Consider the following 25,166-nt stretch of genomic DNA (forward strand, 5'->3'; position numbering starts at 1 on the left):
TGTCGGCAGGCATTAACATTTCACCAGCGAGACGTTTCGCCGATGAAATATGAATTATTTAATTTCTATACGACGCGGTTTTAATGTTTCCGGTACCAGGCGTTCCATATCGATATACAGCAACCCGTTTTCCAGTTTGGCGCCTTTAATTTGGATATGCTCGGCCAACTGGAATTTACGTTCAAAGTTTCGCTCGGCAATACCTTGATATAAGTAGGTTCTTTCCGCTGGATCGTTATTATGAGCGCCTCGGATTATCAGCAGATTGTCCTGGGTAGTGATTTCCAGCTCCTGTTCGGCAAATCCGGCCACCGCGATCGCAATGCGGTAATGATTTTCATCGACCAGCTCAACGTTATAGGGTGGATAACCGCCATTGCTTTGGCTCTGACCTGCCTCCAACGCGTTAAACAAACGGTCAAACCCAATAGCGGAACGGTAAAGCGGTGAAAGATCAAAGTTACGCATAAAACAGCCTCCTAAGGCACTTCAGCGAGGTTGAATAATTAAGCCTTCCATCATGGACAGACTAAATAGCCAGAATTCCCTTACGGCAAATTCTTAATTTGGCCTTGATAAGAAAATGGGGGTCGCTTTCACCATTTCAACCGCCCACGATCAAAAAAATGACAATCAGTTCGGCGAAAGTTTTTTTATCCCTTACAATAAAGTGAGACAACCGCCACAGAGCGGGTCCTTGCTCCTTTTAAAACATCCAGAGGATGTTATAGATCAGCAGATTTTGGGGAACAGCACCCTGCAGGATGGAAAATGAAAACGATAAGAGTCATAGCAACCAGTTGCATGCTGTTAGCGACCAACGGCTGCTCCAGCGTAATGAGCCATACCGGCCCTAATCAGGGTTACTATCCTGGCACCCGTGCCAGCGTGGATATGCTGAAGGACGACAATACCAGCTGGGCAATGATGCCGCTGGTGGCGTTGGACCTGCCATTCTCGGCGGTGATGGATACCGTATTACTGCCTTACGACTACATGCGCTCCGGCAGCGACAGTACCGCGGACTCACCTAAAGCGCGTATTTTGCGCGGCGAAGAGCAGAACCTGGCCGCCAGCGGCGATCCGGCCCATGCCGCTACGACCACACCCCAGTAAAATATTCTGATGCGGGCTTCTCGCCCGCACCCTCGATCAGACTTCAACCACAAAAATCTGGCTGAATCCGTCGACCTCGCGCATAAAGGCCACTTTGTTTCCATCCGGTGAAAATACGATAGCATCGCCCGATGGCGGTAGCGCCGTCCGCTGAGTCAGGCGCTGCATGCGGCCGCTGGCCACCTCGCACAGCATCAGGCTGTTGTCACACACCAGCGCAATCCGCCCCCCCTGTGGATGCCAACTGAACGCCGATTGGATCCCCTGTTCACCACGAGTGACCTGCCGCGGTTCACCACCGTTTGGCGAAACCGTCCACAGCTGTACCACACCCGCATCATCCTTCATTAAACAGGCAATCATGCTGCCATCGGGCGAGCTGCGCAGCCAGTGACGGGGGGCGGTTACCACGCCTGGATAACGACGCTCGCCGGTAAAGGTCAACCGCCGTTGGTGCACGCCCCGCGGCGGAGCAGGCAAGCTGTTTGCGGTCCCCTGCAGCGGCCGGGAACCTGCCCTGGCGTAATCCGCGTCATCCTGCGGCAAATCCACAATGAATACTTCCGGCAACTTTTCACCGTGATGAGAAAGAGTGTCGCCGATAAATGCCAGCGCCCAGCGCTGCTGACGCCCATCGGGCCGTACATAGCCCCTTTGCCCGACCCAGCCCTCTTCATAGGCGCGGTTAATCTGATCGCTGCCGGGTTGGGGTTGTGGCGTAGTCTCGCTCACCAGCACGCAGTAATGGCTGCCGTCATATTCACGAGGATGCTGCTTCGGCGGGTTCACTCCCTGTAACGGTACGGCCACGCCAACGTTACGCAGGTCCTGCGCCCGATCCAGTTCGTGCATGACGTGGTCGTTATAGGTAAAGCTCAGGCGGCTGCCGTCCGGGCTGAACACGTGTACGTGAGTGCCGCCACGCAGTGCACCCGGCGTATAAGGGGGAGTGATGTCCATCGCATCAAGGGTAATGGCCAGCTCACGGTCGGGTTCGCTGACGATCACCCCGCGGCGATGGTGAAAATCGTAATGCCAGACGCTGTCCGGGTGTTCAGGCCCATGAATGAAAGCATAGCGGGCGGGTTCATCCGGGCTGACGGTCACTACGCCAACGTGGGCGCCCTGTTGGGCGCGATACACGACTTCGACTACGCCGGTATCGACATTCACCCGCTCGATGCTCAGACCGGTGAAGGAGGCACCGTTCGGGCGTACGTCGTAAGCCAGCCACTGGCTGTCCGGCGTCCAGACATTAATATTGGTTAACTGATGCCCACGTGGGTCAAAAGTCAGCTGTTTTTCCCGATGGCTCATGGCGGCTCTCCTGCGCATGCTGGCACTGAGCCGCCATCTTACCGGATCACCCGACGCGTTTCACATCACCCATCGACATACTCTCCCATAGACAGATAGGGGTTTACATAAAAGACTAAAAAGTACAAACTGGATTTTAAAGTCTACATCATCTTCTTTACTGGAGCCGTCATGAGCCACTTATTCGATGCAATTGTTTCCGCCCACCAACAATTGCGCCCACAGGTTCGCGTCACCCCACTGGAACGCAGCGTACTGTTGTCGCAACGCTTGGGTTGCGAACTGTTCCTGAAATGCGACCACCTGCAGCCTACCGGCTCTTTTAAGTTTCGCGGCGCCAGTAATAAACTGCGGCTACTGAGTGAAGAGCAACGCCAACGCGGAGTGATCGCCGCCTCCAGCGGCAATCATGGCCAGGCGATGGCGCTGGCGGGAAAGTTGATGGGCGTTGAGGTCAAGGTTTATGCGCCGGAAACGGCAGCGGCGATAAAACTCGACACCATTCGCGCTCTGGGCGCCCAGGTAGAGCTGGTGGCGGGCGATGCGCTAAATGCCGAGCAGGCGGGGGAAAAGGCGGCGCAGGAACAAGGGAAGGTTTATGTCTCTCCCTATAATGACGAGCAGGTCATCGCCGGTCAGGGGACCTGCGGCATGGAGCTAGTCGAACAACAGCCGGATTTGGATGCGGTGTTTGTCGCGGTGGGGGGTGGCGGCTATATTTCGGGCATTGGCAGCGTTTTGCAGCAACTATCGCCGAAAACGCAGCTAATTGCCTGTTGGCCGGAAAACGCCACCAGCATGTACAGCGCATTGGAAGCCGGCCACATTTTCCCGGTGGAAGAGCAAGATACCCTGTCCGACGGCACTGCCGGGGGCGTGGAGCCCGGTGCTATTACCTTCCCTCTGTGTCAGCAGCTGATCGACCGAAAAGTCTTGGTCAGTGAAACTGAAATCAAGCAGGCTATGCGCCAAATTGCCGTCAGCGATCGCTGGATTATCGAAGGGGCGGCCGGGGTAGCCTTAGCCGCCGCCATTAAGCTGGCACCGGAATTTCAGGGGAAAAAAGTGGCCGTCGTCCTGTGCGGAAAAAACATCGTGCTGGAGAAATACCTCAAGGCGATCGCCGATGAAAATCCTTAACAAAAGGCAGATACTTGAAGCTTTCGACGCAGATGCCACCACGTTACTGCTAAAAGAAGGGTTTATTGCCTATTCAAAACGGCAGGTACAGCAACCGCCGGTACAACATTTTCTGTTTGAGCAGGCAGCCGGTGACTGCTGTATTAAATCGGCGTGGCTGGAAGGAGACGAGCAGTTTGTCCTCAAGGTTTCCTCCGGTTTTTACCGTAATCCAGCGCAGGGGTTGGCCAGCAATCAAGGGCTGATGATGGCTTTCTCAGCACAAACCGGTGAACCGCAGGCGTTGTTGCTGGACGAAGGCTGGTTAACCGCATTACGCACCGCTCTGGCCGGGCGCATCGTCGCCGAACTGTGCGCACCGACGGAGATCCCGGCCATAGGTATCGTCGGCTGCGGCATGCAGGCCCTGCTGCAGTTGCAACAGCTAAAACCTCTGACCGCCTGCCGTGAAGTCTGGGTATGGGGCCGCACCGAGTCGGCGCTGCAAGCCTACCGCCACAGTGCCGAGGCCGAAGGATTTCGGGTGCATACAACCCAGGATGCTGCAGAACTGGCGGCACACTGCCGGTTGATTATCACCACCACGCCCAGCCGAGAGCCGATTCTGCGGGCGACGGATATTCGGCCCGGCACCCACATCACCGCGGTAGGCGCCGATTCCCATGGCAAGCAGGAACTGGAGAGCGGTCTGGTGGCCAGGTCGGATGTGTTGCTGGCAGACTCTGTGTCTCAATGTACAGAATACGGCGAAATCGCCATGGCTTATCGGCAGGGATTGTTGGCTTCGATACCCCTCGTCGAATTAGGTACCGTTCTGGCGCAAGGAAAGAAGGTGCGCAGCGATCCGGAGCAAATCACCCTGGCCGATCTGACCGGCTTGGCGATTCAGGATGTGCAGATTGTGAAGGGAATTTTAGCGCGGTTATAACGGGATTAAGGGGCGCAACTGCGCCCCCTGATGCAAAACAACGTTAGGCATTCAGCACAAATTTCTCGATGGCGCGTGCCACGCCGTCTTCGGTATTGGTGGTGGTCACAAACTGCGCCACCGCCTTCAGTTCCTCAATGGCATTGCCCATGGCCACGCCAACGCCGGCATACTCGATCATTGCGGTGTCGTTGGCTTGATCGCCCAACGTCATCACGTTTTGCTGTGCAATACCGAGATGATCGGCCAGCATTTTAACGCCGGTCCCTTTATCCACATTCTTATGCAGGATCTCCAGGAAATACGGCGCGCTTTTCAGGATGGTATAACGCTCCCGCGTTTCAGCCGGGATGCGGGCGATGGCACGATCCAACAGCTCAGGCTCGTCAACCATCATCAACTTAGGGAAACGGATCGCCGGATCCATCTCTTCCACGCTGCGGTACTTGAGCGGAATGCCGGTCATCTCCGATTCGTGCACGGTGTATTTGCCGATATCTTTGTTCGGTGTATACAACGTATCGAAATCAAACGCCTGATAGTGAACGCCGAGTTCGCGCGCCATCTGCTCGAAGTAGAGATAATCCTCAAAGCCCAGCGTTTCCTGCAGGATGCAGGCACCATCTACCGCCTTCAAAACCAGCGCACCGTTATAGGTAATACAAAAATCACCAGGTCCCTGAATGTCCAACTGACGCAGATAGTCTTGCACGCCGACGTAAGGCCGCCCGGTGGCCAGCACCACATGCACCCCTTTGCGGCGCGCCTCGGTGATTGCCTGCTTTACCGCCGGCGTAATTTGGTGCTGCGGGTTGAGCAGCGTGCCGTCCATATCAATCGCAATCAGTTCAATAGCCATTCGATCCTCTCCCAGTGGTTTTTTTCCATGCTAACGCGTTTCAGCCCGCCGTGTCAGCGTCAAAAACGGCGTAAAAAAATCCGCGCGGGTTGCCCGGCGCGGATTTTCACAGTCATCAATGCGTTAGATATCGATATTTGCCGCTTTCAGGGCATTTTCTTCGATAAAGGCACGACGAGGTTCGACCGCATCACCCATCAGGGTGGTGAACAATTGGTCTGCAGCAATGGCGTCCTTCACGGTCACGCGCAGCATACGGCGGCTTTCCGGATCCATGGTGGTTTCCCACAGCTGCTCTGGGTTCATCTCGCCCAGACCTTTATAGCGTTGTACCGCCAGGCCGCGACGTGACTCTTTCACCAGCCACTCCAATGCCTGCTCGAAACTTTCAATCGGCTGACGGCGCTCACCACGTTCGATGAAGGCACCCTCTTCGATCAGGCCGCGCAGTTTCTCGCCCAGCACGCAGATTTTGCGGTACTCGCCACCGTGGATGAAGTCGAAGTCCAGCGCGTAATCGGTATCCACACCGTGGGTACGAATGCGCAGCACCGGCTCAAACATCTGGCGCTCGCGGTTCTCGAAGATCACCGAGTCATAGCTGCTGCCGTGCTGCTCTTTGTCGTTCAGCAGTTTCACCAGAGAATCAATCCAGGTCTTAACCTTGGACTGATCGCTCAGGTCTTCTTCCTGCAGAGTCGGCTGGTAGATCAGGTTGTTCAGCAGCGCGCGCGGGTAGCGACGCTCCATACGACCGATCAGCTTCTGCACGCTGTAGTGTTCGGCAACCAGTTTTTCCAGTTGCTCACCGCCCAGTGCCGGGGCGCTGGCGTTGGTGTGCAGGGTTGCGCCGTCCATCGCGATGGCGATTTGGTATTGATCCATCGCCTCGTCATCTTTGATGTACTGTTCCTGCTTGCCTTTTTTCACCTTGTACAAAGGCGGCTGAGCAATGAACACGTGGCCGCGCTCAATGATTTCCGGCATCTGACGGTAGAAGAAGGTCAACAGCAGCGTACGGATGTGCGAGCCGTCGACGTCGGCATCGGTCATGATGATGATGCTGTGATAGCGCAGTTTGTCCGGGTTGTACTCGTCACGGCCAATGCCGCAGCCCAGCGCGGTGATCAACGTCGCCACTTCCTGCGAAGACAGCATCTTGTCGAAGCGCGCCTTCTCTACGTTGAGGATTTTACCTTTCAACGGCAGGATTGCCTGGTTCTTACGGTTACGTCCCTGCTTGGCAGAGCCGCCCGCTGAGTCCCCTTCCACCAGGTACAGTTCAGACAGCGCAGGATCACGTTCCTGGCAGTCCGCCAGTTTGCCCGGCAGGCCGGCCAGATCCAGCGCGCCCTTACGGCGGGTCATTTCACGCGCTTTACGCGCCGCTTCACGAGCACGCGCTGCGTCGATGATTTTACCGACGACGATTTTCGCATCGCCCGGGTTTTCCATCAGATAATCGACCAGCTTCTCGTTCATCAGCGTTTCAACCGCGGTTTTCACCTCGGAAGACACCAGCTTGTCTTTGGTCTGAGAAGAGAACTTCGGATCAGGCACCTTCACCGAAACCACGGCAATCAGACCTTCACGCGCATCGTCGCCGGTGGCGCTGATTTTGGCCTTTTTGCTGTAGCCTTCTTTATCCATGTAGCTGTTCAGGGTACGGGTCATCGCGGTACGGAAACCGACCAGATGGGTACCGCCGTCACGCTGCGGGATGTTGTTGGTGAAGCAGTAGATGTTTTCCTGGAAACCGTCGTTCCACTGCAGCGCCACTTCCACACCGATGTCGTCTTTGACGGTCGAGAAGTAGAACACGTTCGGGTGGATCGGGGTTTTGTTCTTGTTCAGATATTCAACAAACGCCTTGATACCGCCTTCGTAGTGGAAGTGGTCTTCTTTGTCGGTACGTTTGTCTTTCAGGCGGATAGACACGCCGGAGTTCAGGAAAGAGAGTTCGCGCAGGCGCTTGGCCAGAATGTCGTACTCAAATTCGGTATTGTTGGTGAAGGTTTCATAGCTCGGCCAGAAACGGACCGTGGTGCCGGTCTGATCGGTTTCACCGACCACTTTCAGCGGCGACAATGGCTCGCCCATGGCATAGGTTTGCTCATGCACCTTGCCTTCACGACGGATCACCAGTTCCAGCTTCTCAGACAGGGCGTTAACAACGGAGACGCCCACGCCGTGCAGACCGCCGGAGACCTTGTAGGAGTTGTCATCAAATTTGCCGCCGGCATGCAGCACGGTCATGATCACCTGTGCTGCGGAAACCCCTTCCTCTTCATGAATACCGGTTGGGATACCGCGGCCATCATCCTGTACCGAAACGGAATTGTCGGCATGGATGGTCACCTGAATGTCACTACAGTGGCCAGCGAGTGCTTCGTCGATAGCGTTGTCCACAACCTCGAATACCATGTGGTGCAGACCGGTGCCATCATCGGTGTCGCCGATATACATGCCCGGGCGCTTACGCACCGCATCCAGCCCTTTTAATACCTTGATACTTGAGGAGTCATAAGAATTCGACATCAACGTTTCTCGCTCATTTTAGTCCTGTGGTTGAACCTCTATTTTACCTTGTTCCACGCGGAACATCTTGCCCTTTTCACCGGCCATATCGGTCACTTGTTCAGCGCTCACGGCACTGACAAAGACCTGGGCCTGGGTGGCTTTCAGGCGATCGGCCAGCAACCGGCGACGGCCGGTGTCCAGCTCGGAGGCAAAATCATCAATCAGATACAGGCAACGCCGCCCGCTCTGCCGGGTGAGAAACTCACCCTGCGCTAAGCGCAATGCGCACATCAGCAATTTAAGCTGACCGCGCGATAACAAATCCTCTACCGGCGTGCCGTCGGCACGAATGCGGAAGTCCGCCTTATGCGGCCCCACCGCGGTATAGGTTAACGCCCTGTCGCGCTCAAACTGGCGCTCCAGCAGCTCTCCGTAGTCGCTCTCTTTGTCCCAGCCGCGCTGGAAAGAGAAACTCAGGGCAAATTCGGGCAAAAACTGCGCGCACGTCGCGGTAATATCCGCGGCAATCGCGTCGCTGTAAGCTGCCCGCCACTCGCTGATGCGCTCTGCCAACGGGATCAGTTCCTGATCCCAGGCGCGGATTTGCGCATAGCGACTGACCTGGCGCAGCGCGGCATTGCGCTGCTTCAGTAACCGTTTCAGGTTGCTCCAGGCGGTGAAAAAACCGGGTTCGTTATGAAAACAGCCCCAGTCCAGGAAGGCGCGCCGGAATTTCGGCCCACCGTTTAGCAGGGTAAAACCTTCGGGGGTGATCAGTTGCATCGGCAATAACTGCGCCAGTTCAGCCACTTTGTGGCCGTCGCTGCCATCGATGCGTACCTTGCTGTCACCCTGACGGCTCTTGCTTAATCCTACGGATATTTCACGTTCTGCACCGTCAATACGGCCGTGCAAAATGAACTCCGGCTGGTCGTGGCGGATCACCCGGCCGGCCTGCAGGCTGCGAAACGCACGCCCGTGCCCAAGGGTATACACCGCCTCAAGCACGCTGGTTTTCCCGCTGCCGTTGGCGCCAACCAGGAAGTTGAATCCCGGCGCCAGCGCCAAATCCGCCGCTTCTATATTGCGGAAGTCTTTAATCAGTAAACGCGTTAATGCCATGCTGCAGTTATCTTAATCATCGAACAGCCCAGGGCGTTATTGTCGCAGACCCTTTGCGTGCGGCCAGCGCACAGCAACCGGAGCGTACACAGAGTACGTGAGGATTGCGAGCACTGCCCAATCGCAAAGGGGCAAGTAAGATAGCCCGATAAATTCTACAGCCGCATTGGCATGACGACGTAAGCAGCAGACTTACTGGCGCCGTCTTCGATCTGCACGCTGGAAACCGAGTCGGTCAGCAGCAGACGCACATCTTCACACTTGAGCGCGTTCAAAACGTCCAGCACGTAACTGACGTTAAAACCAATTTCCATCTCGGTGCCGTCGTAGCTGACATCGAGGATCTCTTCCGCTTCTTCCTGTTCCGGATTGTTGGCGGTGATCTTGAGCTGGTTCTGGCTAACGTACAGGCGCACGCCGCGGAACTTTTCGTTCGACAAAATGGCCGCGCGGGCAAACGCCTGCTTGAGCAAGTCGCAGCCGGCTTCCAACGTTTTGTCCGGGTTCTTCGGCAATACGCGGCGATAATCAGGGAAACGGCCGTCAACCAGCTTGGAGGTGAAGATAAAGTCACCGACGTGAGCGCGAATGTTGTTGCTGCCGATCTGCAGTTGCAACAAGGTCTCGCCACCGTCCAGCAGACGCACCAGCTCCATCACGCCTTTACGCGGCACGATCACCGAATGCGACGGCAATTCCTGGCCGATCGGCATCGAGCACACCGCCAGGCGGTGACCGTCGGTCGCCACGGTACGCAGCTCTTCCCCTTCGGTTTCGAACAGCATGCCGTTTAAGTAGTAACGCACGTCCTGATGAGCCATCGAGAACTGCGTAGCTTCAATCAGGCGCTTCAGCGTTGCCTGTGGCAGCGAAAATTCAACTTCGCTCTGCCAGTCGTCCAGGTTAGGGAAATCCGCCGCCGGCAACGTAGAAAGTGAGAAGCGGCTGCGGCCGGAACGCACCAGCATGCGCTCGCTTTCAAGCGTTACGGTGATCTCGGCCCCTTCAGGCAGACCACGGCAGATATCAAAGAATTTACGCGCGGGGACGGTAGTCGCGCCCGCTTCATGGGGCTGGGACAGGGCAACGCGCGCCACCATCTCCATCTCCAGATCGGTGCCGGTCAGCAGCAGGGAGCCTTCCGTCACCTGCAACAGCAGGTTACCCAGAATTGGCAAGGTTGGGCGGCCGCCCAGCGGGCTGCTCACCTGTTGCAGCGGTTTTAGCAGATGCTCACGTTCAACGATAAATTTCATAGCGCTAGGAAGATAATGTTCTGATTAAATTGGAGAAATCTTCTTTGATGTCGTGACTTTCCTCACGCAGCTGCTCAATCTTCCGGCAGGCGTGCAACACCGTGGTATGGTCGCGGCCACCAAACGCATCGCCGATTTCTGGCAGGCTGTGGTTGGTGAGTTCTTTTGCCAATGCCATCGCCATTTGGCGCGGGCGGGCAACGGAACGCGAACGCCGCTTGGACAACAAATCCGCGACTTTAATTTTATAGTATTCCGCCACCGTCTTTTGAATATTATCGATGGTGACCAGCTTTTCCTGCAGAGCCAGCAGATCGCGCAGCGCTTCACGCACGAAATCAATGGTAATGGCACGGCCGGTAAAGTTTGCGTTGGCAATCACGCGGTTCAGCGCCCCTTCGAGCTCACGCACGTTGGAACGCAGGCGCTTGGCGATAAAGAACGCCACTTCGCCCGGCAGACGGATATCGTTCTCGTCGGCCTTTTTCATCAGGATCGCCACGCGGGTTTCCAGCTCAGGCGGCTCGATCGCCACCGTCAGCCCCCAACCGAAGCGCGACTTCAGGCGATCTTCCACGCCGTTAATCTCTTTCGGGTAGCGGTCTGAGGTCAGGATAATCTGCTGATTGCCTTCCAACAGGGCGTTAAAGGTATGGAAGAACTCTTCCTGCGAACGCTCTTTATTGGCAAAAAATTGGATGTCATCGATCAGCAGCGCATCGACCGAGCGGTAATAACGCTTAAATTCTTCAATGGCATTGTTCTGCAAGGCTTTGACCATGTCCTGAACGAAGCGTTCAGAGTGCATATAGACCACTTTGGCGTTGGCCTTGCGGGCCATGATGCCGTTGCCTACCGCGTGCAACAGGTGAGTTTTACCCAGGCCGGTGCCGCCATACAGGAACAGCGGGTTATAGGCGCCGCCCGGGTTATCCGCCACCTGGCGGGCCGCCGCGCGCGCCAACTGGTTGGATTTACCCTCAACAAAGTTATCAAAGGTATGCTTTGGGTTAACGTTGGAGCGGTAGGAAAGTTCAGGCTGAGGAGCCGCGTTGTCCCAACTGGGGCGGGACGGCGCCACGGCGCGCGCTACCGGTGCGCTGGGTGCGCTTGCACTCACGCTGGCGGTAACGGTCTGGCTGATGATTTGGGAGATCGGTTTGCTGCCCACTTCAAAACGCAGCAAAGGGGCATCCGTACCGCAGAAATCATTCAACAGGCCATTGATATTGTTTAAGTACTTATCGCGAACCCAATCCAGCACAAAACGATTGGGCGCATAAAGCGCCAGGGTGTTGTCACTCAGTTCCGCCTGCAATGGGCGTATCCACATACTAAATTCTGTGGCAGGTAACTCATCCTGCAATCGGGCAAGACACTGCTGCCAAAGCGAAAGTGACACGGCGGACTCCACTCGAACAAGATCAATAAAAGAAAAGAATCAGGCTAATTTTTTATAACTCATGATTTTTGACACATACCCGGCATCGGCTGTTTGCCTGTGGGGGATGCGAACCGCCTTTCACGGTTTATGTCCCTCACGATCCCCGCTTGAGAGATCGCGATCGGAATGACGGATCATAGCGCAATCCGCGCAAGAGATCCTCCCCTTCATCACAGATTAGATCCATTTTATCCACAGGCCCCGGCCTGCGGCGATCTTTTCGCCAGCCACGCCAAATTGCAGGCGAAATACCGCCTGATGAACGGTATTTTTTACATTGTCAACCGGTTATACCCTGTTATCCACGTCGGATCCTTGGCTTTAACCACAAGGATCGCATCGGGATCCTTGCGATTTACCCTCGAGTCCGTATAATCTTCGCCCTACGTGTGTACCTGGTTCCTTAATGGTGTGTCATTAACCAGACAGGATTCTGCGGTGACCACGGGCCAAGACCGGATTTTACTCCGTATTGGCAGACAACCAGGTAGGCTAGCGCGATGTGAATTGACTCAGGACTGTACAATTATTACAATCCCGCTTCTTTATATATTGCGATTGAGGCGTCGGTCGTCTTCACGCCGAATAGCCAAACGCGTTTACTGATCAGTAATTATTTAAGTTTAGGTAGAAATCGCCATGAAACGCACTTTCCAACCGTCCGTATTGAAGCGCAACCGTAGCCACGGTTTCCGTGCTCGTATGGCCACCAAAAATGGTCGTCAAGTTCTGGCCCGCCGTCGTGCGAAAGGCCGTTCTCGTCTGACTGTTTCTAAGTAATAAAAGCTAACCCGCTGAGTGGTTAAGCTAGCTTTTCCCAGGGAGTTACGTTTGTTAACTCCCACTCATTTCACTTTCGTCTTCCAGCAGCCACAACGGGCTGGCACGCCGCAAATCACCATCCTCGGCCGCCTGAACCAGCTGGGGCATCCCCGCATCGGTCTTACCGTCGCCAAAAAACACGTCAAACGCGCGCATGAACGCAATCGGATCAAACGCCTAACCCGCGAAAGCTTCCGTTTACGTCAGCACGAGTTACCGGCGATGGATTTTGTCGTGGTGGCCAAAAAAGGGATAGCGGATTTGGATAACCGCGCGCTGACGGAAGCTTTGGAAAAATTATGGCGTCGCCACTGTCGCCAGGCTCCCGCATCCTGATCGGGCTGGTGCGGGCTTACCAGCTCGTCATCAGTCCGCTGCTTGGGCCTCGTTGTCGCTTCCAGCCGACATGCTCTCATTACGCAATTGAGGCATTAAGCAGGTTTGGCATGATAAAAGGCAGTTGGTTAGCATTGAAACGCGTATTAAAATGCCACCCCTTGAACCCAGGTGGCGATGATCCCGTGCCGCCGAAACCCGACGATAACAGAGAACACTAACGATGGATTCGCAACGCAATCTTCTCCTCATCGCTCTGCTGTTCGTGTCTTTCATGATCTGGCAAGCCTGGCAAACGGACAACGCTCCGCAACCAGTCGCCCAGACCACGCAACAGACTTCGAACACTGCTACCGGTGATGCCGCAAGCTCAGCAGTTCCAGCCAGTGGTCAGGGTAAACTGATTACCGTTAATACTGACGTGCTGTCGCTGACCATCAACACCCGTGGTGGTGATATCGAGCAGGCTAAACTGTTGGCTTACCCGGACACTCTGGGTTCATCGACGCCATTCCAACTGCTGGAAACCACACCGTCATTTGTTTATCAGGCGCAAAGCGGCCTGACCGGCAGAAACGGCCCGGATAACCCGGCAAACGGCGAACGTCCTCTGTTCCAGGCGGCGCAGGACAGCTACACCCTGCCGGAAGGCCAGGAAGAGCTGCGCATTCCGCTGACCTTTACCGGTAAAGACGGCGCTATCTACACCAAGACTTTCGTGCTCAAGCGTAATCATTACGCGGTTGCTGTTGACTACAACGTCGACAACAAAGGCACCACCCCGCTGGAACTGACCCTGTTCGGCCAACTGAAGCAGACGACCGAGCTGCCTAAGCACCGTGACACCGGCAGCAACAACTTCGCTCTGCACACCTTCCGTGGCGCGGCGTACTCTTCCAGCGAAGACAAATACCAGAAGTATGCGTTCGATAAGGACGAAAACCTGAGTGTCACCACGCAGGGCGGTTGGGTTGCCATGCTGCAACAGTACTTCGCCACCGCATGGGTGCCGGCAACTCAAGGCAGCAACACCTTCTATACCGCCAAGCCTGGCGATAACCTGTCCACCATTGGCTTCAAATCTACTCCGGTAGTGGTGCAGCCTGGTGCGCAGCAGCAGCTGAATGCCACCCTGTGGGTGGGTCCGGAACTGCAAGACCAGATGGCCCAACTGGCGCCGCACCTGGATCTGACCGTGGATTACGGTTGGTTGTGGTTCATCTCTCAGCCGCTGTTCAAATTGCTGAAGTTTATCCACGGCTTTATCGGTAACTGGGGCTTCTCAATTATCATCATCACCTTCATCGTGCGTGGCATCATGTACCCGCTGACCAAAGCGCAGTACACCTCGATGGCCAAAATGCGCATGCTGCAGCCAAAACTGCAGGCGATGCGTGAGCGTATCGGTGATGACAAACAGCGCATGAGCCAGGAAATGATGGCGCTGTACAAGTCTGAGAAAGTGAACCCGTTGGGTGGGTGTTTGCCGCTGGTTATCCAGATGCCAATCTTCCTGGCGCTGTACTACATGTTGATGGGCTCGGTTGAGCTGCGCCATGCGCCGTTCGCCCTGTGGATCCATGACCTGTCGGCGCAAGACCCGTACTACATCTTGCCAATCCTGATGGGCGTGACGATGTTCTTCATCCAGAAGATGTCGCCAACCACCGTCACTGACCCGATGCAGCAGAAAATCATGACCTTTATGCCGGTGATCTTCACAGTGTTCTTCCTGTGGTTCCCGTCAGGTCTGGTGCTGTACTACATCGTCAGTAACCTGGTGACCATCCTCCAGCAGCAGCTGATTTACCGCGGCCTGGAAAAACGTGGCCTGCACAGCCGCGACAAGAAAAAGACCTAAGCGTATTGTAGGGGTTCGGCGCGCTGAACCCTTGCAGCAAAAGATAAGAGGCGGTCATTAAGACCGCCTTTTTGCATATTGAATCGTCAGAGAGAATCACTATGAGCACCACCGATACCATCGTAGCCCAAGCCACCCCGCCGGGACGCGGCGGCGTCGGCATTTTGCGTATTTCCGGCCGTGGCGCCAAAGACGTAGCCCAGGCCCTGCTCGGCAAACTGCCGAAGCCGCGTTACGCCGATTACCTGCCGTTCCGTGATGCCGAAGGCGCCACTCTGGACCAGGGCATCGCGCTGTGGTTTCCTGGCCCGAACTCGTTTACCGGCGAAGACGTGCTGGAACTGCAAGGCCACGGCGGGCCGGTTATCCTCGATTTGCTGCTCAAACGCGTACTGGCGCTGCCCGGCGTGCGTATCGCCCGCCCCGGCGAATTTTCCGAGCGTGCCTTCCTTAATGACAAGCTGGATCTGGCGCAGGCCGAAGCGATTGCCGACCTGATCGACGCCAGTTCCGAGCAGGCGGCACGCTCTGCAATGAACTCGCTGCAGGGGGCGTTCTCCACCCGCATCAACCAGCTTGTGGAAGCACTTACTCACCTGCGAATCTATGTAGAAGCAGCGATAGACTTCCCGGATGAGGAAATCGACTTCCTGTCTGACGGTAAAATCGAGGCGCAGCTCAACGGAGTCATGGCCTCTCTTTCCAACGTACGCGCAGAAGCGCGTCAGGGCAGCCTGCTGCGCGAAGGGATGAAAGTGGTGATCGCCGGGCGTCCTAACGCCGGTAAATCCAGCCTGTTGAACGAACTGGCCGGTCGCGAAGCGGCTATCGTCACCGATATCGCCGGCACCACTCGCGACGTGCTGCGCGAGCATATTCACATCGACGGCATGCCTTTACACATCATCGACACCGCCGGCCTGCGCGAAGCCAGCGACGAAGTGGAGCGTATCGGTATCGAACGTGCGTGGAACGAGATCGAACAGGCCGACCGCGTGCTGTTTATGGTCGATGGCACCACCACCGCGGCAACCGAACCGGCAGAGATTTGGCCGGAGTTTATGGCACGTCTGCCGCATCGTCTGCCGATCACCGTAGTACGTAACAAAGCCGACATCACCGGTGAACCCTTGGGCATGACAGAAGTAAATGGTCACTCACTTATTCGCCTGTCGGCGCGCACCGGTGAAGGTATCGACCTGCTGCGGGACCACCTGAAGCAGAGTATGGGCTTCACCAGCAATATGGAAGGCGGTTTCCTGGCACGTCGCCGCCACCTGCAGGCGCTTGAGCAAGCAGCCCAGCATCTGGTCGAGGGCAAAGAACAGTTAGTGAGCGCTTACGCGGGGGAGCTGCTGGCCGAAGAATTGCGACTGGCGCAGCAAGCGCTGAGTGAAATCACCGGCGAATTTACCTCAGATGACCTGCTGGGACGCATTTTCTCCAGCTTCTGCATCGGTAAATAAACGGCGGTAACGTAACAAGCGACCTATTCACGGCCAGGACAAACCTTTGTTCTGGCCGTTTTTCTTTGCCCCGCTCTGCGCCTTGGCTCACAGAGCCGTCATAACTCCCTAGATATACTGGTGGGTCAGGGATCCTTCTCAGGAACGAGCAAAGATGGCATTAACCTTCAAGGTGCTGCTGGAAAACCGCCGCGCCGCCAGCGCCAATCCGTCACTGCTGGCCAAGGCAGGCTTAAGCCTGCTGCTTCAGGATGAAACTGCCAGCGTTTTATTTGATACCGGCCCTGACGGCAGTTTCCTGCACAATGCGCGGCTGATGGGCGTAGATCTCTCCACAATAACCGCAACCGTGCTCTCTCATGGCCACTATGACCACTGCGGCGGCGTCACCTGGCTGCCTGACGGCAGCCGCATTATCTGCCATCCGCAGATCGGCGACGAACGCTATGCGGCGCTGAAGGTACTGGGCCACACCCGCAAAATCAAAAAGCTCTCTTTGGATATCGATTACTCACGCCACCGCATGGAGTACAGCCGCAAACCACTGTCTATCAGCGATCGTTTTATGTGGTCAGGCGAAATCGCAGTACCCGCACCGCGCGCCTATGGCGTGATTGTCGGGGAAAATGCAGGAGTGGACTATGTCATCGACGAAGGCGTGCTGATTTATAAATCCGATCGCGGGCTGGTGATTATTACCGGTTGCGGGCATCGCGGGATCATTCACATCGTGCGTCACTGCCAGAAAATCACTGGGATCGATCGGATCCACGCTTTGATCGGCGGTTTTCATCTGCGCTGCGCGTCGCCGCGCACGCTATGGCGGGTAAGACATTTTCTTCATCAGCAAAAACCAGAGAAATTAATGGGGTGCCATTGCACCGGAACCTGGGGACGCCTGTGGTTACCGGAGGTGGTGTCACCCGCGACCGGAGACACTTTCGTGCTGGAATAAGACGTTAACAAGCCAGCTGGTTTTCGCTTCCTGCCACAGAATCTGGCAGGAAGAACCCCCGACAAACGCCTGCTTTCTCCTCCTTCTTGCCAAAATTCACCTAAACTTATCTCAGCAATTTCCATCAAAGAGATAAGAAAAAATGAATGAACCACTGGATTTACTCGGCGTCGGCCTTGGCCCTTTCAACCTCAGCCTGGCGGCGTTGGCCTATGAAAGTGGTGCACTGAATTATGCCTTTCTCGATCGCAACGCCAGCTTCCGTTGGCATCCCGGCATGCTGCTCCCTTCCGCCTATATGCAGACCTATGTGTTGCAGGACCTGGTTACGGCGGTAACGCCTCGCAGCCAATTCTCCTTTATCAATTACCTGGTCGAGCAGAAAAAAATTTATCGTTTTCTGATTACCGAACAGCAAATTATCAGCCGCGAAGAGTTCTCCGACTATTTGAGCTGGGCCTGTAATAGATTAGAAGGGTTACAGTTTTCGCAGTCGGTTGAGAGCATTGATTTTGACGATGACAAACAGCTGTTCAAAGTACGCACCCGCGACCAAACCCTGTGGGCGAAGAATATCTGTCTGGGCACCGGCCACGACCCCTGGCTGCCTGAGGAGTTTTATCCGGCGCTGGGCGAAAACTGCCTGCATGCCGCCGAAATCGGCCTGCGTAATCCGGATCTGACCGGTAAGCGGGTGGCGGTGATTGGCGGCGGCCAAAGCGGTGCCGATATTTTTCTGAACGCGCTGCGGGGGCACTGGGGCGAACCGGCACAGCTCGACTGGATTTCCCGTCGGCCCAATTTTCAGCCGCTGGACGAGTCAGCCTTCACCAATGAATATTTCACCCCGGAGTACGTCGATTATTTTTATACGCTGCCGCAGGATATCCGCGAGCGCGAACTCAAGACTCAGAAACTGCCGGCCGACGGTATTAGTAACCATACGCTACGTACTTTGTACCGGGAGCTTTATATGCGTTTCGATGTGATGCACCAGCCGCGCAACGTGCGTCTTTTGCCGCATCGCACTCTGCTGGCGATCGAGCCGACAGGCAAAGGGTTCCAATTGCGCACCCGACACGGTCTTGAAAATCGCCAGGAAGGATTCAATGCCGATGTCGTCATTTTAGCAACCGGTTATCGCCCTTCACTCCCTGCCTATTTAAACCCCCTGTTGCCACGCATTCCTTTCGACGACCAACAACACTTGCCGTTACTGCCCGATTTTAACCTCGAATGGCAGGGGCCTGAGCAGAATCGCATTTATGCGGTGAATGCCGGTATCCACAGCCACGGCAGCGCGGAAGGCGGGCTCAGCCTGATGGCCTGGCGCTCAGCACGCATTCTGAATCATCTGCTCGGTAAACCCCATTTTGATCTGGCACCAAACGCCTCGCTGATCCAATGGTGGAGCGGCGCTGCCCCGAACGAGGATATTACTCAAACAGATAAATAGGATAAAACGCATACTGTTTTTTGATGATAAATCCTCGACTTATGCTTAATCTAACTCCCCTGCGTTTTCAGCGACCCCTCAGGTATGGAGTGAATAATGGCGTGTCATTTTGCCCGATGGATCCCCACGTCCACCGCACTGGATACCCGGAGGCTCTCCGCCGAGGTCGTTGCTGCTACCACCGCTTTTTCCATTAAACGCCGCCAACGCTTTCTGCAGGGGCGCATCCTGCTCGCCGAAATGATGTTTTATCTCTACGGTCTGCCGACATTGCCCCCCATCGCTACCACACCTACCGGCCGTCCCTGTTTTGTCGACAACCACCTGCCCGATTTCAGCCTGGCCTACGCCAGCGATACGGTAGGGGTTTTGTTAAGCGATGAAGGCAGGGTGGGGCTGGATATTGAAGTCATGCGCGCACGGGGCGGGCAACAGAAAAGGCTGCAAGACCAATTTCAAACGCCGGCAGAAAGTGCCTGGATCAGTGCGCAATACGATCGGCTGGAGGCGGAAACGCAGCTGTGGAGCATCCGTCAAAGCGTGTTGAAAATTTCCGGCCTGGGTAACAGCGGGCAATCGTCGCTGCTGCTGCACCCTTTTTCCGGCCACCTGCGATCCAGCATCACCCCCCAGGTTCAGGTAATGAGCGATGCCGACGAATATCTGAGCTGGGCTTGCGCACGCGAACCCAGCCTGGAACGTCTGGTATGCTGGCAGTATGAAGCCAATAAAGGCCTGCAGAAAAACGGCGAGATCTCTCCACGAGCACCGGCCAGTTCCACCCGCTTTATCAAACTGACCAGCCTGGCACTTCACCGCTGACATCGGCCGCTTACCCTGCGACGAACCCCTGAGATAAAACTTTCTTTAACGCATAAATTCCTGCATAAAACTGTAAAGTCAGCTAAATATTCAGCAATCATCTATTCTCTCCTGCAGCTTTGCCCTACTATCTCCTGATGTTCTAAGCTGAATCTGTTCATTCGAAAGGGAGAATCACCATGTCAGACCAAGCATTAAAAATCGTTACCCTGCTCGGCAGCCTGCGTAAAGGCTCGTACAACGCCATGGTCGCCAATGCCCTGCCGGGCCTTGCACCACAAGGCGTCACCATCGAAGCGCTTCCTTCAATCCGTGATATCCCGCTGTATGATGCCGATGTGCAACAGGAAGAAGGTTTCCCTGCTGCAGTGGAAGCGATCGCAGAGCAAATCCGTCAGGCGGACGGCGTTATCATCGTTACCCCGGAATATAACTACTCGGTGCCGGGCGGGTTAAAAAATGCCATCGACTGGCTGTCCCGCCTGCCGAACCAACCGTTAGCCGGTAAACCCGTAGCCATTCAGACCAGCTCTATGGGGCCGATTGGCGGCGCGCGCTGCCAGTATCATCTGCGCCAGATCCTGGTATTTCTCGATGCCATGGTGATGAACAAACCGGAATTTATGGGCGGCGTGATCCAGAATAAAGTGGATGCTCAGGCTGGGGAGTTGATTGATCAGGGCACGCTGGACTTCCTGACCGGCCAGCTGTCCGCATTCAGTGATTATATTCGTCGACTGAAGTAAGATTATTTTACAGACGCCTTCGGCAGAAAATTGACTTAAGGCGTCATTCTTATGAGAGATCACTTTATAACCCATTAAAATTAAAGTCATAAAATTATGTATTTTCTCATTTTAGCCATATTACTGGCTTTCATCACCAGACCATTATCAGCCGCAGAAATGCGTTATCCCGCCGGAGAAGAGCCGATCGAGCTGCCGGTACATAGCCCTTTGAATGCCCAATACCCACGCACCGCCCAGGGCCAGGAAGACAAAAAGATCGCGGCCATGTCGCTGTACCTGACGCTGATGCGCGAAGACGGGCGGAACATATGGGCCCCCTATCAACTGGCGGCCTCTTCGGCGGAAAAGGGCCAAACCGAACTTGCGGAGCGCTATCTGCAGCTGAGTGCCGATCGCGGGTTGTGGTATTACTACAACCTGTTGGAGGACGACGCTTTCAATAGCATTCAGCACAGCAGGACCTATCAATCAATATTGGCGGTCACCAAAGCCCGCTACCTGCAACATGCGCATTGGTACGAAGGCAAAGCCAGCTACGCCATTCCTGAAGGCACACCGCCTGCCGGCGGCTGGCCAACGGTGGTGTACCTGCATACCTACGGCAAGAGCGCCGGTATCACCCCCGAAGAGCGTTTGTTGTTTAGCGAGATGGGCGTGGCCTATGTTGAGATCAACGGTACCCAGATGCTGTCGGAGAACAGCTTCCGCTGGTCGAATTACAGTGACGAAAGCACCCAAAGCGCGATCCGGCGGGCTTTGCAACCGGCCGCAGAACTAAAACTCAACCCGCAGCAGGTCTACCTCACCGCCCGTGGGCAAGGAGCGCTGCACGCGGCCAATCTGCTGGCCAAATATCCCCAGCTATATGCCGGCGCGATGCTGATCGCCCCCAATGGTGAGATCAAGCAGGCCCAGCAATCGCTGGCGACCAATAAGCGCTTGGTGGTGGCGTATTACGATCGGCAAAACTTCAGCGATCAGGCGCTGGCGATGCATTTCGCCAATTTGTTCAGTGAGAATAACCAGGTAGAAACGCTGCATTTTTCTCAGGGAGAGAACCCTGACGGCGGCTGGCAGGCCCGTTTTAAACGGCCTTTACAGTGGATGTTGCAGCAGGCGCCCGACGCAACGCCGGGTGCCTAAAAGATAACGGGGCCGACCAGCGTCGGCCCTTGCCGTATTAATGGCCGTCTACAAACACAATTTTCAGCACAAACAGCAGCGCCACCACCACCACGCATGGGCTGATTTCGCGCCAGCGACCGGTCCCCAGCTTCATCACGCAATAGGAAATAAAGCCGAGCGCAATGCCTTCGGTGATCGAGAAGCTGAATGGCATCATCACTGCCGTGACGAACGCCGGAACGGCTTCGGTCAGGTCATCCCACTTCACCCGCGCCAAACTTGATGTCATCAGCACGCCAACGTAGATCAGCGCGCCGGCTGCGGCATAAGCCGGCACCATACCCGCCAACGGCGAGAGGAAAATCACCAACAGGAACAGGATACCGGTTACCACAGCGGTCAGCCCGGTACGGCCGCCGACAGACACCCCGGCGGAGCTTTCAATATAGGCAGTAACCGAAGAAGTGCCGACAAAGGAACCGGCTACCGAGCTGATGCTGTCGACATACAGCGCCTGCTTCATGCGCGGGAACTTACCCTTGTCGTCAGTCAGCCCGGCCTTGTCGGTTACGCCAATCAAGGTACCAGAGGAGTCGAACAGGTTGACCAGCATAAAGGAGAAAATCACCCCGGCCAGGCCAATATTCAGCGCCCCGGCCAGATCAACCTGACCCACTACCGACGTGATGTTAGGAGGCATCGAGAATACGCCGCCGTATTTCACATCACCCAACGCCCAGCCGATCAGCGTAGTCACCACGATAGAAATCAGCACTGCCGCATGGAAGTTGCGTGAAGACAATACCGCGATGATAAAGAAGCCCAGCGCGCCCAGCAGCACGTTGTGCGAAGTCAGGCTGCCAATGGTCACCAGGGTGTCCGGGTTAGCCACCACGATACCGGCATTTTTCAGCCCCATCATGCCGATAAACAGACCGATACCGCTGGTAATGCCCACCCTCAGGCTCATCGGAATATTGGCAATCATCCAGTAGCGTACGCGGAAAATGGTCAGCAGCAATAAACCGACTGCCCCCCAGAAAATGGCACCCATGCCGATCTGCCATGAGATGCCCATTGCGCCGACCACCACAAATGCGAAGAACGCATTGAGGCCCATCGCCGGTGCCAGCGCTACCGGCAGGTTCGCCAGCAGGCCCATGAAAATGCTGCCGAAAGCGGCAATCAGACAGGTTGTCACGAACACCGCCTGCGTATCCATGCCCGCCGCGCCCAGGATTTGGGGGTTAACGAACACGATATACACCATGGTCAAAAAGGTGGTAATACCGGCAATCGTTTCCGTACGCGCCGTAGTGCCATGTTGCTTGAGTTTAAACACACGCCCAAGCAAGCCTTGCTCGACGTCAAGGCCAGATACTGGTTTGCTCATTATCAGAATTCCGAAGAGGGGAATGGACAGTCGCCAGCTATCCTATACCCAAAATAATTGGAGTCGCATCACGGCGGCAAGAACGCGAATCCCCAAGAGCTTACTCAAGTAAGTGACTGGGGTGAGCGTTCGCAGCCAACACAGATGCGGTTTCAAGTATGCCGGGTATATAACAAAAAGTCAGGGTTTTGATGCTGATCACAGGTTTTTTTCGCCGTCTTTACGGCTATAAACCCCAACAGGTTGTATTTGCTGATATTCATCGGAAAACCAGGATTCAGGAGTCGCAATCCTGCCTGATGCGGTTAAAGTGGCATTATCGCTGTTGACTCGAAGGACACTGACGCTGATGAACCAGATTGACTGTATTTTGTTTGATTGCGACGGCACGCTGGTGGACAGCGAAGTGCTGTGCAGCAAAGCCTATGTGCACATGTTTGCCCACTTCGGCATCCACCTGTCGCTGGACGACGTGTTCAGAAGATTCAAAGGAGTGAAGCTGTACGAAATTATCGAACAGGTTAATGCACAACAGGGCACCACGCTGGCAAAGGAAGAGCTTGAACCGCTGTACCGCCAGGAAGTGGCCCGCTTGTTCGATAGCGAGCTGCAACAAATCGCCGGGGCGCGTGAACTGTTGGCGCAGGTGAAGGTGCCAATGTGCACGGTTTCCAACGGCCCGGTCAGCAAAATGCAACACTCGCTCGGCCTGACCGATATGCTGCACTATTTTGATGACCGGTTGTTCAGCGGCTATGACATCCAACGCTGGAAGCCGGATCCGGCCATTGTGTTCCACGCCGCCGAAAAAATGCAGGTGCCGGTGGAGCGCTGCATCCTGGTGGACGATTCCGCCGCCGGAGCACAGGCAGGGATCGCCGCCGGGATCCCGGTGTTTTACTTCTGCGCCGATCCGCACAATAAACCTATCGATCACCCCTTGGTCACCGCATTCGATAATCTGGCGCAATTGCCGGCGCTCTGGCGTGAACGCGGCTGGCAGCTGACTAACTAGCCGGCAACGGCGGTTTGTTGCGCCACCAGCGCCATGACCGTTTTACAGCCCGGGTCTGCGGGCTGTAGCGGCGATTGATCGCATTGGCCAGCAGATCCAACGCCAGGCAGAACACGAAGTACACCAACGCGATAAACAGGAATACCTCCATCGGATACACCATGCTGCGGTTGTTGACCTGTGTCGCCAGAAAGGTCAGCTCACTGACACCAACGATATAGGCCAGGGAGGTGTCCTTGATCAGCGAAATCCACTGGTTGATAAACGACGGCACCATCATGCGCAGCGCCTGCGGCAGCACTATCAACCACAGCGTTTGCCAGCGGGTCAGCCCCAACGATAACCCGGCCTGCCACTGCCCCGGCCCGATGGCGGCAATGCCGGCTTTCACCGCATGCGCCAGATAGGCGGAGGCGATCAACGCCAGAGCGCAAACCACCGTGGTAATTTCAGGAATATCTACGCCAAAAACGATGGGCAGCAGGAAATAGGTCCAGAAAATCAGCATGATCACCGGAATTGCGCGGAAAAAGCCCAAAATCGCCGCCAACAGCCCGGCCACCACACCGCGTGACATCGCCAATGCCACCCCCAACAGCGTGCCGAGAATAGCCGAAGCCACCCCCGCCATCAGGCTGATAGCCAGTGTCAGCGCCGCGCCCCCCAGCGGCCCATCCGGCCAGGTGCCCCACAGCAGATATCCCAGGTTGTCGTAAATGATGCTGAAATCCATCTTAATGTCCTCCCAGCGGTTTACGCTGCTGCCGCCACATGCCCCAACCTTCTAATAGCGCAATGATGGCGATATACAACACCGTCGCCACGCCAAAGGCCTGGAAGGTGCGTAGCGTCTCGGTTTCTACCTGACGCGAAGCATAGGAAAGTTCAGCGACGCCGATCGCCATGGTCAGCGAGGAGTTTTTTATTACGTTCATGTATTGGCCCAGTAGCGGCGGCATGGCAATTTTAAGCGCCTGCGGCAGCACCACATAGCGCATGGCCTGCCATCCGGTCAGCCCCAGCGCGTTGGCGGCGTACTTTTGTCCGCTGGCGACACCACGGATGCCGGAGCGGATCTCTTCAGCGATAAAAGCAGTGGAGTAAAGCGTCAGGCCGAAGAAACCGGCCAGAAATTCAAATGAGGGCCACTCAAGCAGGCCGATGTGGTGTGGCGTATTCAGCCACTGCATGGCGGCAGACGGCAAAATCTGCCCGGCAGCGAAATACCAGAAGAACAGCTGCACCAGCAGCGGCGTATTGCGAAACAATGAGCTGTAACCGACCGCCAGCCAGCGCAGCACCCTCAGGCGGCTGTCACGCATCGCCGTCAGTAAAAACCCCAACAGCGTGGCTACCAGGCTAGCACAGGCGGAAAGCCACAGCGTCAGCAGGAAGCCATCCCATAACCAGCTCAGATACTGCGGCGCCAGCAGCCAGTCTGAGAGTTGTTGCAGATTCATGCCT

The 25,166-nt window shown here is 55.7% G+C and carries 24 protein-coding genes; 14 read left to right on the forward strand and 10 right to left on the reverse strand.

All coding sequences use genetic code 11. The features are described from left to right. Window positions 1-54: 54 nt before the first annotated feature. Window positions 55-468 (reverse strand): small heat shock chaperone IbpA, encoded by a 414-nt coding sequence (ibpA, locus tag ACMGG1_RS23970; RefSeq protein ID WP_020824646.1) that lies wholly within the window; start codon window positions 466-468, stop codon window positions 55-57. A 303-nt stretch (window positions 469-771) separates the two neighbouring features. On the opposite strand from ibpA, the gene ACMGG1_RS23975 reads away from it, so the two are divergent. Next, on the forward strand, window positions 772-1,116 hold the full coding sequence (locus tag ACMGG1_RS23975) for a YceK/YidQ family lipoprotein (RefSeq protein WP_041414075.1): 345 nt from the start codon (window positions 772-774) through the stop codon (window positions 1,114-1,116). 36 nt (window positions 1,117-1,152) lie between these two features. On the opposite strand, the gene ACMGG1_RS23980 is transcribed toward ACMGG1_RS23975, so the two are convergent. Further along, entirely contained in the window at window positions 1,153-2,433 is a 1,281-nt protein-coding gene (locus tag ACMGG1_RS23980) for a DUF3748 domain-containing protein (RefSeq protein WP_261157621.1), read from the reverse strand. Between the two features lie 171 nt (window positions 2,434-2,604). On the opposite strand from ACMGG1_RS23980, the gene ACMGG1_RS23985 reads away from it, so the two are divergent. Continuing rightward, window positions 2,605-3,573, forward strand: a complete 969-nt coding sequence (locus ACMGG1_RS23985) for a threonine/serine dehydratase (RefSeq protein WP_046374831.1) — start codon at window positions 2,605-2,607, stop codon at window positions 3,571-3,573. Further along, the gene (locus ACMGG1_RS23990) at window positions 3,560-4,501 is read left to right on the forward strand and encodes an ornithine cyclodeaminase family protein (protein WP_260629453.1); all 942 of its coding nucleotides are present in this window, start codon (window positions 3,560-3,562) and stop codon (window positions 4,499-4,501) included. The genes ACMGG1_RS23985 and ACMGG1_RS23990 overlap by 14 nt, the downstream gene beginning before the upstream one ends. Window positions 4,502-4,544: 43 nt before the next feature. Here ACMGG1_RS23990 and yidA read toward each other — a convergent pair whose 3' ends face one another. The 5 genes from yidA to dnaA form a co-directional block, all read right to left on the reverse strand. Beyond that, on the reverse strand, window positions 4,545-5,360 hold the full coding sequence (gene yidA, locus ACMGG1_RS23995; RefSeq protein WP_115057903.1) for a sugar-phosphatase: 816 nt from the start codon (window positions 5,358-5,360) through the stop codon (window positions 4,545-4,547). Window positions 5,361-5,483: 123 nt separating this feature from the next. Further along, a complete protein-coding gene (gene gyrB / locus ACMGG1_RS24000; protein WP_020824633.1) occupies window positions 5,484-7,898 on the reverse strand; it encodes a DNA topoisomerase (ATP-hydrolyzing) subunit B in 2,415 nt (804 codons plus the stop codon). A gap of 18 nt (window positions 7,899-7,916) precedes the next feature. Next, window positions 7,917-9,002, reverse strand: coding sequence for a DNA replication/repair protein RecF (gene recF / locus ACMGG1_RS24005; protein ID WP_012004508.1), 1,086 nt, complete (start codon window positions 9,000-9,002; stop codon window positions 7,917-7,919). 155 nt (window positions 9,003-9,157) lie between these two features. After that, window positions 9,158-10,258, reverse strand: coding sequence for a DNA polymerase III subunit beta (gene dnaN / locus ACMGG1_RS24010; protein WP_020824632.1), 1,101 nt, complete (start codon window positions 10,256-10,258; stop codon window positions 9,158-9,160). A 4-nt stretch (window positions 10,259-10,262) separates the two neighbouring features. Further along, the gene (gene dnaA, locus ACMGG1_RS24015; protein ID WP_041414068.1) at window positions 10,263-11,660 is read right to left on the reverse strand and encodes a chromosomal replication initiator protein DnaA; all 1,398 of its coding nucleotides are present in this window, start codon (window positions 11,658-11,660) and stop codon (window positions 10,263-10,265) included. A gap of 681 nt (window positions 11,661-12,341) precedes the next feature. On the opposite strand from dnaA, the gene rpmH reads away from it, so the two are divergent. The 10 genes from rpmH to ACMGG1_RS24065 all read left to right on the forward strand — a co-directional run bounded on the left by rpmH (window position 12,342) and on the right by ACMGG1_RS24065 (window position 21,312). Next, complete coding sequence (gene rpmH, locus ACMGG1_RS24020) at window positions 12,342-12,482, forward strand: 50S ribosomal protein L34 (RefSeq protein ID WP_003849659.1); 141 nt, start codon at window positions 12,342-12,344, stop codon at window positions 12,480-12,482. Between the two features lie 18 nt (window positions 12,483-12,500). Then, entirely contained in the window at window positions 12,501-12,860 is a 360-nt protein-coding gene (rnpA, locus tag ACMGG1_RS24025) for a ribonuclease P protein component (protein ID WP_004950547.1), read from the forward strand. Then, a complete protein-coding gene (yidD, locus tag ACMGG1_RS24030) occupies window positions 12,824-13,081 on the forward strand; it encodes a membrane protein insertion efficiency factor YidD (protein WP_012004505.1) in 258 nt (85 codons plus the stop codon). Before rnpA ends, yidD begins: the two co-directional genes overlap by 37 nt. 2 nt (window positions 13,082-13,083) lie before the next feature. Continuing rightward, on the forward strand, window positions 13,084-14,721 hold the full coding sequence (gene yidC / locus ACMGG1_RS24035) for a membrane protein insertase YidC (protein WP_020837770.1): 1,638 nt from the start codon (window positions 13,084-13,086) through the stop codon (window positions 14,719-14,721). Between the two features lie 101 nt (window positions 14,722-14,822). After that, the gene (mnmE, locus tag ACMGG1_RS24040; protein ID WP_115060915.1) at window positions 14,823-16,187 is read left to right on the forward strand and encodes a tRNA uridine-5-carboxymethylaminomethyl(34) synthesis GTPase MnmE; all 1,365 of its coding nucleotides are present in this window, start codon (window positions 14,823-14,825) and stop codon (window positions 16,185-16,187) included. A gap of 154 nt (window positions 16,188-16,341) precedes the next feature. Further along, window positions 16,342-17,142, forward strand: coding sequence for an MBL fold metallo-hydrolase (locus ACMGG1_RS24045; RefSeq protein WP_048759335.1), 801 nt, complete (start codon window positions 16,342-16,344; stop codon window positions 17,140-17,142). A 142-nt stretch (window positions 17,143-17,284) separates the two neighbouring features. After that, window positions 17,285-18,598, forward strand: coding sequence for a lysine N(6)-hydroxylase/L-ornithine N(5)-oxygenase family protein (locus ACMGG1_RS24050; RefSeq protein ID WP_414161072.1), 1,314 nt, complete (start codon window positions 17,285-17,287; stop codon window positions 18,596-18,598). Window positions 18,599-18,694: 96 nt separating this feature from the next. Then, complete coding sequence (locus ACMGG1_RS24055) at window positions 18,695-19,420, forward strand: 4'-phosphopantetheinyl transferase family protein (RefSeq protein ID WP_122080492.1); 726 nt, start codon at window positions 18,695-18,697, stop codon at window positions 19,418-19,420. Between the two features lie 179 nt (window positions 19,421-19,599). Next, window positions 19,600-20,166, forward strand: a complete 567-nt coding sequence (locus tag ACMGG1_RS24060; protein WP_020837735.1) for an NADPH-dependent FMN reductase — start codon at window positions 19,600-19,602, stop codon at window positions 20,164-20,166. A gap of 96 nt (window positions 20,167-20,262) precedes the next feature. After that, complete coding sequence (locus ACMGG1_RS24065; protein ID WP_041415130.1) at window positions 20,263-21,312, forward strand: hypothetical protein; 1,050 nt, start codon at window positions 20,263-20,265, stop codon at window positions 21,310-21,312. A 37-nt stretch (window positions 21,313-21,349) separates the two neighbouring features. Here the strand turns inward: ACMGG1_RS24065 and ACMGG1_RS24070 are convergent, their stop codons facing one another. Then, the gene (locus ACMGG1_RS24070) at window positions 21,350-22,687 is read right to left on the reverse strand and encodes an NCS2 family permease (RefSeq protein ID WP_020837732.1); all 1,338 of its coding nucleotides are present in this window, start codon (window positions 22,685-22,687) and stop codon (window positions 21,350-21,352) included. Window positions 22,688-23,036: 349 nt separating this feature from the next. On the opposite strand from ACMGG1_RS24070, the gene yieH reads away from it, so the two are divergent. Then, complete coding sequence (yieH, locus tag ACMGG1_RS24075; protein WP_174574942.1) at window positions 23,037-23,702, forward strand: 6-phosphogluconate phosphatase; 666 nt, start codon at window positions 23,037-23,039, stop codon at window positions 23,700-23,702. On the opposite strand, the gene ACMGG1_RS24080 is transcribed toward yieH, so the two are convergent. Together ACMGG1_RS24080 and ACMGG1_RS24085 are read right to left on the reverse strand one after the other, a co-directional pair. Then, on the reverse strand, window positions 23,695-24,435 hold the full coding sequence (locus tag ACMGG1_RS24080) for an amino acid ABC transporter permease (RefSeq protein ID WP_048759323.1): 741 nt from the start codon (window positions 24,433-24,435) through the stop codon (window positions 23,695-23,697). The genes yieH and ACMGG1_RS24080 overlap by 8 nt on opposite strands. Before the next feature lies 1 nt (window position 24,436). Continuing rightward, the gene (locus ACMGG1_RS24085) at window positions 24,437-25,162 is read right to left on the reverse strand and encodes an amino acid ABC transporter permease (protein ID WP_413510568.1); all 726 of its coding nucleotides are present in this window, start codon (window positions 25,160-25,162) and stop codon (window positions 24,437-24,439) included. Window positions 25,163-25,166: the final 4 nt, after the last annotated feature.

Source organism: Serratia sp. BNK-12 (genome assembly GCF_047456085.1).
GTDB classification, from domain to species: Bacteria; Pseudomonadota; Gammaproteobacteria; order Enterobacterales; family Enterobacteriaceae; genus Serratia; species Serratia liquefaciens.